This is a genomic window from uncultured Succinivibrio sp. (assembly GCF_902756765.1).
GTDB lineage: Bacteria > Pseudomonadota > Gammaproteobacteria > Enterobacterales > Succinivibrionaceae > Succinivibrio.
The window spans coordinates 1-6,169 of sequence record NZ_CACVSS010000134.1; the positions used below are offsets into that span (position 1 = coordinate 1).

Below are 6,169 nucleotides of genomic sequence, written 5' to 3' on the forward strand. Positions count from 1 at the left end.
GCCTGATTCAGCTTATATTCCATGGTTCTGTAGCAAAGCAGTGAGAGATAGCAAATCATCACATAACCTTTGATATGGGCAGGAGAGTAAACATACATCGGTCTTAGACGGATATTGGTCTTAAGGATTCTGAAACACTCTTCTATCTTTACAAGCTGGTGATAAGCAGAGGCAATCTGCTCTCCCTTAAGCTCTGACATATTATCTTTTGGGGTCTTGTGGTAGACCATAGCTGCATAACCGCATTCAGCCTTGCGTTTTTCATACAGTTCCTGATTAAAGGATACAGCTTTGCTTCCTGAGGAATCTTTAATCTGAACCATCTGCTGCCAGGACTTTTTCTTAGAATAAATCCTCTGATTATTTTCCACCGCCTTCAGAGCTTCCTGTCGGTCCTTTTCCAGAATGAGTAAATCACGCTCCTGTCTTTCTTTAGAGAAGTTGACTACCAGTGTACATGGCACTTTTACGGTCTTTTTATTGTCTTCCTTTATAAAGTTTTCTATAACCTTATAGCGATAATTCTCAAACTGGCAGTTTCCCAGAGTCTGATATCCATCCTGATTTAACATCTGCTGACGTATTTCTTCAGGGAGATTGGAGATTTTCTGGGCAACCAGAAAGCCATACCCATGCTCCAGCAGCATCTGCAGATTCTCTGCTGAATTTAGTCCTCTGTCTGCCACCAGTACGGTATCTTCAATATGATATTTCTCCTTTATTTTTTCTATTGACTGCTTCATGGTGGTAAATTCAGAGCTGCAGCCGGCATAGATTTCATAATCCACAGGAAAGCCAAGCTCATCTATAACCAGTGCTATGGAGATTAGAGGCAAATCAAAACGATGCTCCTTGGAAAGACCTCTCATTCTGAGGAAAAGGTACTGTCTGAGCTCGTAAATTAAATCATTGGGGAAGTTCTCAAGGACCAGTCTTCCCTTGTCATCGAATAACTTGAACGGATCACATGCTTCCAGTGACATTAAACTTTCATCATATTCGTCGAGATAATCCTCAAGCTCATTTAATTGAGGCAGGTTATGTTTCTTTAGGTATTCATTGATAATTTTAAATATCTCTTCCAGATTTGAATGGTCGATGTATTTCTTTTCCTCATCAGTAAGCGGTGCTTCAAAGTAAGCATTGGTTACATCATAAAAAACCATGCTCAGCTTTCTGTTTGTAATCTCCTCAACTCTCTGATTCAGATGTTTTATGATTTTTTTTATCGTAGGCGTAAGCTATGGATGAAGGATTGATGAGCTTGAATGCTGACAGGTAGAATACAGCATCGTTAATATTGAACTCACATTCAGAATAATGCTCCTGCAGATAGTTAAGACGATAGTCCAGCTTTAAATCATTATTCCAGACGGCTCTTACCGGCTCCATGCCATAACACAGTAAAGGAGCTGCATTGGATAAGTAATCAGGCTCAATAACCCTGTCCAGAGATGCCACCATGGCATTCAGTTTTTCTTCCTTAAGCTCTTCATTACGCTTGCGGGGCTCCTCGTACTGAGCCTTCAGCTTTTCAAGGAAATTCGGATCTTTAGCCTCAAGTAAATCATAGCGACCAACCTTCTGAACGTGTCTGGTTTTGGTCTTACCATTCTCACGATATGACTCATTGATATAAACGTATTTGTATTTGCCGTTGGAAATGATGTTGATGTACATGGCGCTACCCTGAAAAAAAGACACAGGGATATTATACCATGATATATATGTTACAGTATATTACTTTATACAAATATGTGAATCAGGTCAAAAATAAAGCCCCATAAGGGACAGCTACGGTATGTTCACCGATTTTAAGCTGGACAACTTTTTTGCTTCTTCAAATCTTGCCAACACTCTGCGCTTTAACTATGGGCAGCTTAAGAATGATGATGAGTACAACCTTTATGAGGACAAGTCCTATTTCATCACCACCCTTGACGGCTCGGTATCCTTTGATATCAACAAGTTCTTTAATATCAGCAACAGCTACAGTATGCAGATAGCCTCAACCTCCCTTGACCCTTCCGACAGATTCACCCCCCTGCGGTGCCTATGGAGTCAAAGCCTTTGCTTCTAATACCGCCTCCGCTGATAACGGTATCTTTGATGATTTGAAGTTCACCTATAAGGTTAAGAGCTATCCGACCTTCAATATCTATACAGACTTCATGCAGGCTCATGCCAGAAACCATGAGAATAAAAAGAAGGAGAGCTTCTATGCCGTAGGCGTGGGAGGAGAATTCGTTTATCACGGCTTCTATGTCAATGCTTCTCTGAACAAGGCTGTGGGTTCCAACCGCGAGTATGCACAGGACAGTGTAAAGCTGCTGATGAAATTCGGTTATTACATGGTTTAAAAAGATTAAAAGAAAAGTTTCAGTTTTTAAGATTAAAGATAATTATGAATAAGCTAATTAAACTTCTGCCTGTATTTACAGGTATGCTCCTAGGCTGTGCCTATGCTTCAGATATACTGCCCGGCGGTGCCAGAATCCTTACCGGCGATGCCACTATCATCAATAAAGACAAGACCCAGGTGATTTTCTCGCTCTCAGAGCGTAATGTCATCTCCTGGGAGGATTTCTCTGTGGGCTCAGAGAATCGTGTCCTCTTTGACAATCATCAGTATCTGAATCTGGTGCATGGCTCTAAGGCTTCGGTAATCGACGGTTACATCGGCTTTTCGGCAAACGGCAATTCAGCCTTTTATCTGGTTAATCCCAATGGCATCACCCTTGGGAGAAACAGTGAGATTCATGCCGCCAGGATTGCACTATCCACCTCTAAAATCAGTGAGAAAACCGTAAGTGATTTCATTGACTCAGGAGAGCTTAACCTTTCCTATAAGGGCATGGGTAAAATCAGGCTCATAGGAAAAATCAGTACCGGCAATCTGCGAGTTGACGGCTCACAGATTATTATTCGTGATATTGAGGATATCTCCAGAGATGATCTTAACTCAAAGGCAAAGGCTCTGACCAACACTGACGGAGATAACCTTGAAATCAGAAGCTCCACTAAAAGAATTGATATCGGCGGACGTAAGGAGCTTGATATTGAGAATACCTATAAGCTAAAAAAGGAGGATGGGCTGATTGACCATACCGGTGAGACCGCTCTGTCCACAAAAGAGGACTTTTCAAAAATAAGGGATAATACCTCCGGCAGCTACTTTGTGACCAATGATGTGGAGCTAGGGGAGATAAACCGTACTCTTGATGACAATAAGGGCTTTAACGGCAGTCTTGATGGTGCCTACAACACTGTAAGCTATACCTTAAAGTCAGACAGCAAAGCGCAGCAGGACTACGGGCTTTTCTCAAAACTGGACGGTGCCACGGTTGAAAATCTTAAGCTCAAAGACTCCTCTGTAAATATTGATACTAAAGCCTCTGAGGTTTATGCCGGTGCTCTTTGCGGCAGAATGAAGGACAGCAGGGTAGAGAATGTGGAAGTTGAGAACTTTGATATTCAGAATAAGTACAACTCTCCTGTAACCATCTATACCGGAGATCTTAGCGGTATGCTCGAAAAGGGCTATACCCAGAACAGCCTAAGCAATGTCTCTACCTCTTTTTCTGATAAGTCCTATGAGCGCTTTAACTCCTATGACTACTATGTCAGAGGCTCTCTTGCAGGTGTGAATGCCTCAGATACAAAACTCTCAGGCTATATGGGAAGGGACAGTAAGGATAAGCTCTCCTTTTTCGGCGATAACCGCTCATCAAAGAATTACTCTGAGGATTACTCAGATACTTCAGGTAGGTTCATAAAAAGAGGAGAGGGCTACTCAAATATCGGTTTCTATGCTCCCTTCTTTGTGGATGAGGATATTGAAATTGTCTACAGTAAGGATAATCCTCAGAGCTATGAGTATTCCTCCTTTACCGACAATCCACACTTTAAGACTGAAAACTATGTGAATGTGGCCTATGACTATGAGGGAAATATCTCAGAGCCGGCCCTGTATACTCATACCTACTCCTCAAAGACTGAGGGTACTGAGTTCTATTTTGTAAAGAACAATGAGGCCTCTTTAACAGTCCCTCATTATGTAAAGGTTATCGACCCTACCGTCAGAATCCCTGCTACTGAGGATATTTCCTATCACGGGGATAATCTTAAGCTTTATGAGCAGCCTCGCTATGTAGATATCTCTGATGCCGAGCCTCAGTTTAAGGATGAGAAGTATGAGTGCAAGCGCTATAAAGCTACTCTAAGCTTTATGGACCGCGTGAAAATCAACAGAGAGATGATTTCTCCAAGACTTATTGCCTCTCTGCATCTGGATAATGAACCTTCAGAAAGAGCAAAAACCTACGCCTATAAGAGATCTGAAAAGGAAAAGACTTCGTAGATTTGTACTGCTTTTAGTTTAGGCTAGGCCCACATTTTGGGGAAGCCCCACATTATTAAGTATTATCTAATCTTTGGATCAGAAGCGATGTTATAAGAAGGTTGGGCTCCAGGTATGTAATGTACTGGGGCCATTAATCCTCCGATCTAATTACTTATGGGGCATAAGCCTGATTTATACCAAAGTAGTAGCTGTTAGAATTAAACGAGATCCTTATAATTTTCAATTGGTGATCCTATTTAGTTGTTTCTCAAAATGTGCTTATATTGTAATTAACGAAATATCTTATCAGCTGTATTTTATTTCTTTTTTTGATAATAAGTTTTTACAATAATTAACGGTTTTGAATATGAGTTGATGTGATATGTCTGTTATGAATTTGTGTATAATTGTCTGTGCTGACAGGTTCTCCTGCTTTACTCTCTATGAAAAAGTAAATATTTTCAATAAAATTCTGCATACAGCGTCATCATCTGCGTTATTGGTTCCTTAATGCTTCATCTTTAATAAGAATTTTTTCTACACCTCTTAACTTAACTTTAGTGCATCCATGATGCATCATTAAATTATTTTCTTTTAGATATTTTTATATATTAGTTGCATTTGAATATATAAAATTATATATAATGTAAGTATATGTAATAATTTATTTACATTGGAAGTAAAAATGGATCACGACGACTCTGTAAAAATTTTTTCAAAAAGACTGAAGAATGCTCGTCTATTAAAGGGGTTTTCTGCTTTGCAGGTGGCTGACAACCTTCATATTACCAGACAGGCATATTCAAAATACGAGAACGGTAAGTCATTCCCTAATTCAAAAATACTTATTGACCTTCATAGAATCTTAGATGTTTCTATAGATTATCTTTTTCGTAAAACCTCTTTTGAGAAACTTGATTTTGATTTCAGAAAGAAGACAAAGTTGACTAAATCTCGACAGGAGCAGATTGAGCTTGAGGTTTTTGATCTTCTTGAGAAAAGAATTGAAATTGAGGATTTATTGAATGTTAAGGTTGTATCTGATTTAGAACTGCTGTCATCTCATCTTGAGCCTATCAAATCATCACAGGAGATTTCATTGCTGGCTTCAGCATTGAGAACTCAGTGGGGATTAGGAAATGAGCCTATAAAAAATGTCAGCACTCTATTTGAAAACCACGGAATTATAACTGTCAGAATTTCTGATGATATAATGGTTTTGATGGGGCATCTTCAAAAATTAAAGAATACGGTAATCGTCCTGTTGTTATTGTAAACAAAAATACTATTACCGAAAGGCAGCGTTTCACAGCTGTTCATGAATTAGCTCATCTGTATCTGAAATTTACTGATCTTGAAAGTCGGGAAATAGAGTCTTTATGTAATACTTTTGCTAATGAGTTTTTACTGCCATCACCTAAATTAAATGAAATCTTTGTACCTAATGGGCCTATATATGTAAAGGAAATACAGGCTCTTCAAGCTGAATATGGCCTTTCTTTTGATGCTATCGTATATAGATTGAATTCATCAAAAATAATCTCAGACAGTTCTCTTAAGAGATATTTTATTAGAAAAAATACCAATCCTAAGCTAAAGAACATCTCTGAGAAAAGTTTATTTTCAGAAAACAGTTCATTTAAATATGAAAGCTTAGTATTCAAAGCCTTAAATGAGGACGTAATAACCTCCAGTCAAGCTGCTCAATACCTAAATGTGTCTATAGAAGAACTTGGTGAGTTGGGGGCTGTGTACTAAATGCGAATTGCTATCAGTGATGCAAACATAGCAATCGATCTCTTTAATATTGGTGCTATTGATATTTTT

Annotated in this window: 7 protein-coding genes; 5 read left to right on the forward strand and 2 right to left on the reverse strand. The window is 39.0% G+C overall.

Annotated features, from left to right (window positions below; all coding sequences use genetic code 11):
- The coding region (locus QZU45_RS11330) for an IS1634 family transposase (RefSeq protein WP_295355360.1) at window positions 1-1,166 on the reverse strand (1,166 nt) is incomplete at its 3' end.
- Between the two features lie 25 nt (window positions 1,167-1,191).
- Complete coding sequence (locus QZU45_RS11335) at window positions 1,192-1,704, reverse strand: hypothetical protein (protein ID WP_295355362.1); 513 nt, start codon at window positions 1,702-1,704, stop codon at window positions 1,192-1,194.
- 97 nt (window positions 1,705-1,801) lie between these two features.
- Here QZU45_RS11335 and QZU45_RS11340 point away from each other — a divergent pair, with 97 nt between their 5' ends.
- The 5 genes from QZU45_RS11340 (at window position 1,802) to QZU45_RS12535 (ending at window position 6,100) form a co-directional block, all read left to right on the forward strand.
- Complete coding sequence (locus QZU45_RS11340) at window positions 1,802-2,080, forward strand: hypothetical protein (RefSeq protein ID WP_295355364.1); 279 nt, start codon at window positions 1,802-1,804, stop codon at window positions 2,078-2,080.
- Window positions 2,019-2,360 (forward strand): hypothetical protein, encoded by a 342-nt coding sequence (locus tag QZU45_RS11345; RefSeq protein ID WP_295355366.1) that lies wholly within the window; start codon window positions 2,019-2,021, stop codon window positions 2,358-2,360. The genes QZU45_RS11340 and QZU45_RS11345 overlap by 62 nt, the downstream gene beginning before the upstream one ends.
- 44 nt (window positions 2,361-2,404) lie before the next feature.
- Window positions 2,405-4,360, forward strand: a complete 1,956-nt coding sequence (locus QZU45_RS11350; RefSeq protein ID WP_295355368.1) for a filamentous hemagglutinin N-terminal domain-containing protein — start codon at window positions 2,405-2,407, stop codon at window positions 4,358-4,360.
- 667 nt (window positions 4,361-5,027) lie between these two features.
- Window positions 5,028-5,618 carry a helix-turn-helix transcriptional regulator gene (locus QZU45_RS11355; protein WP_295355370.1) on the forward strand — a complete coding sequence of 197 codons (591 nt, stop codon included), beginning with the start codon at window positions 5,028-5,030 and terminating at the stop codon, window positions 5,616-5,618.
- 11 nt (window positions 5,619-5,629) lie between these two features.
- Entirely contained in the window at window positions 5,630-6,100 is a 471-nt protein-coding gene (locus QZU45_RS12535; RefSeq protein ID WP_366925496.1) for an ImmA/IrrE family metallo-endopeptidase, read from the forward strand.
- Window positions 6,101-6,169 lie beyond the last annotated feature (69 nt).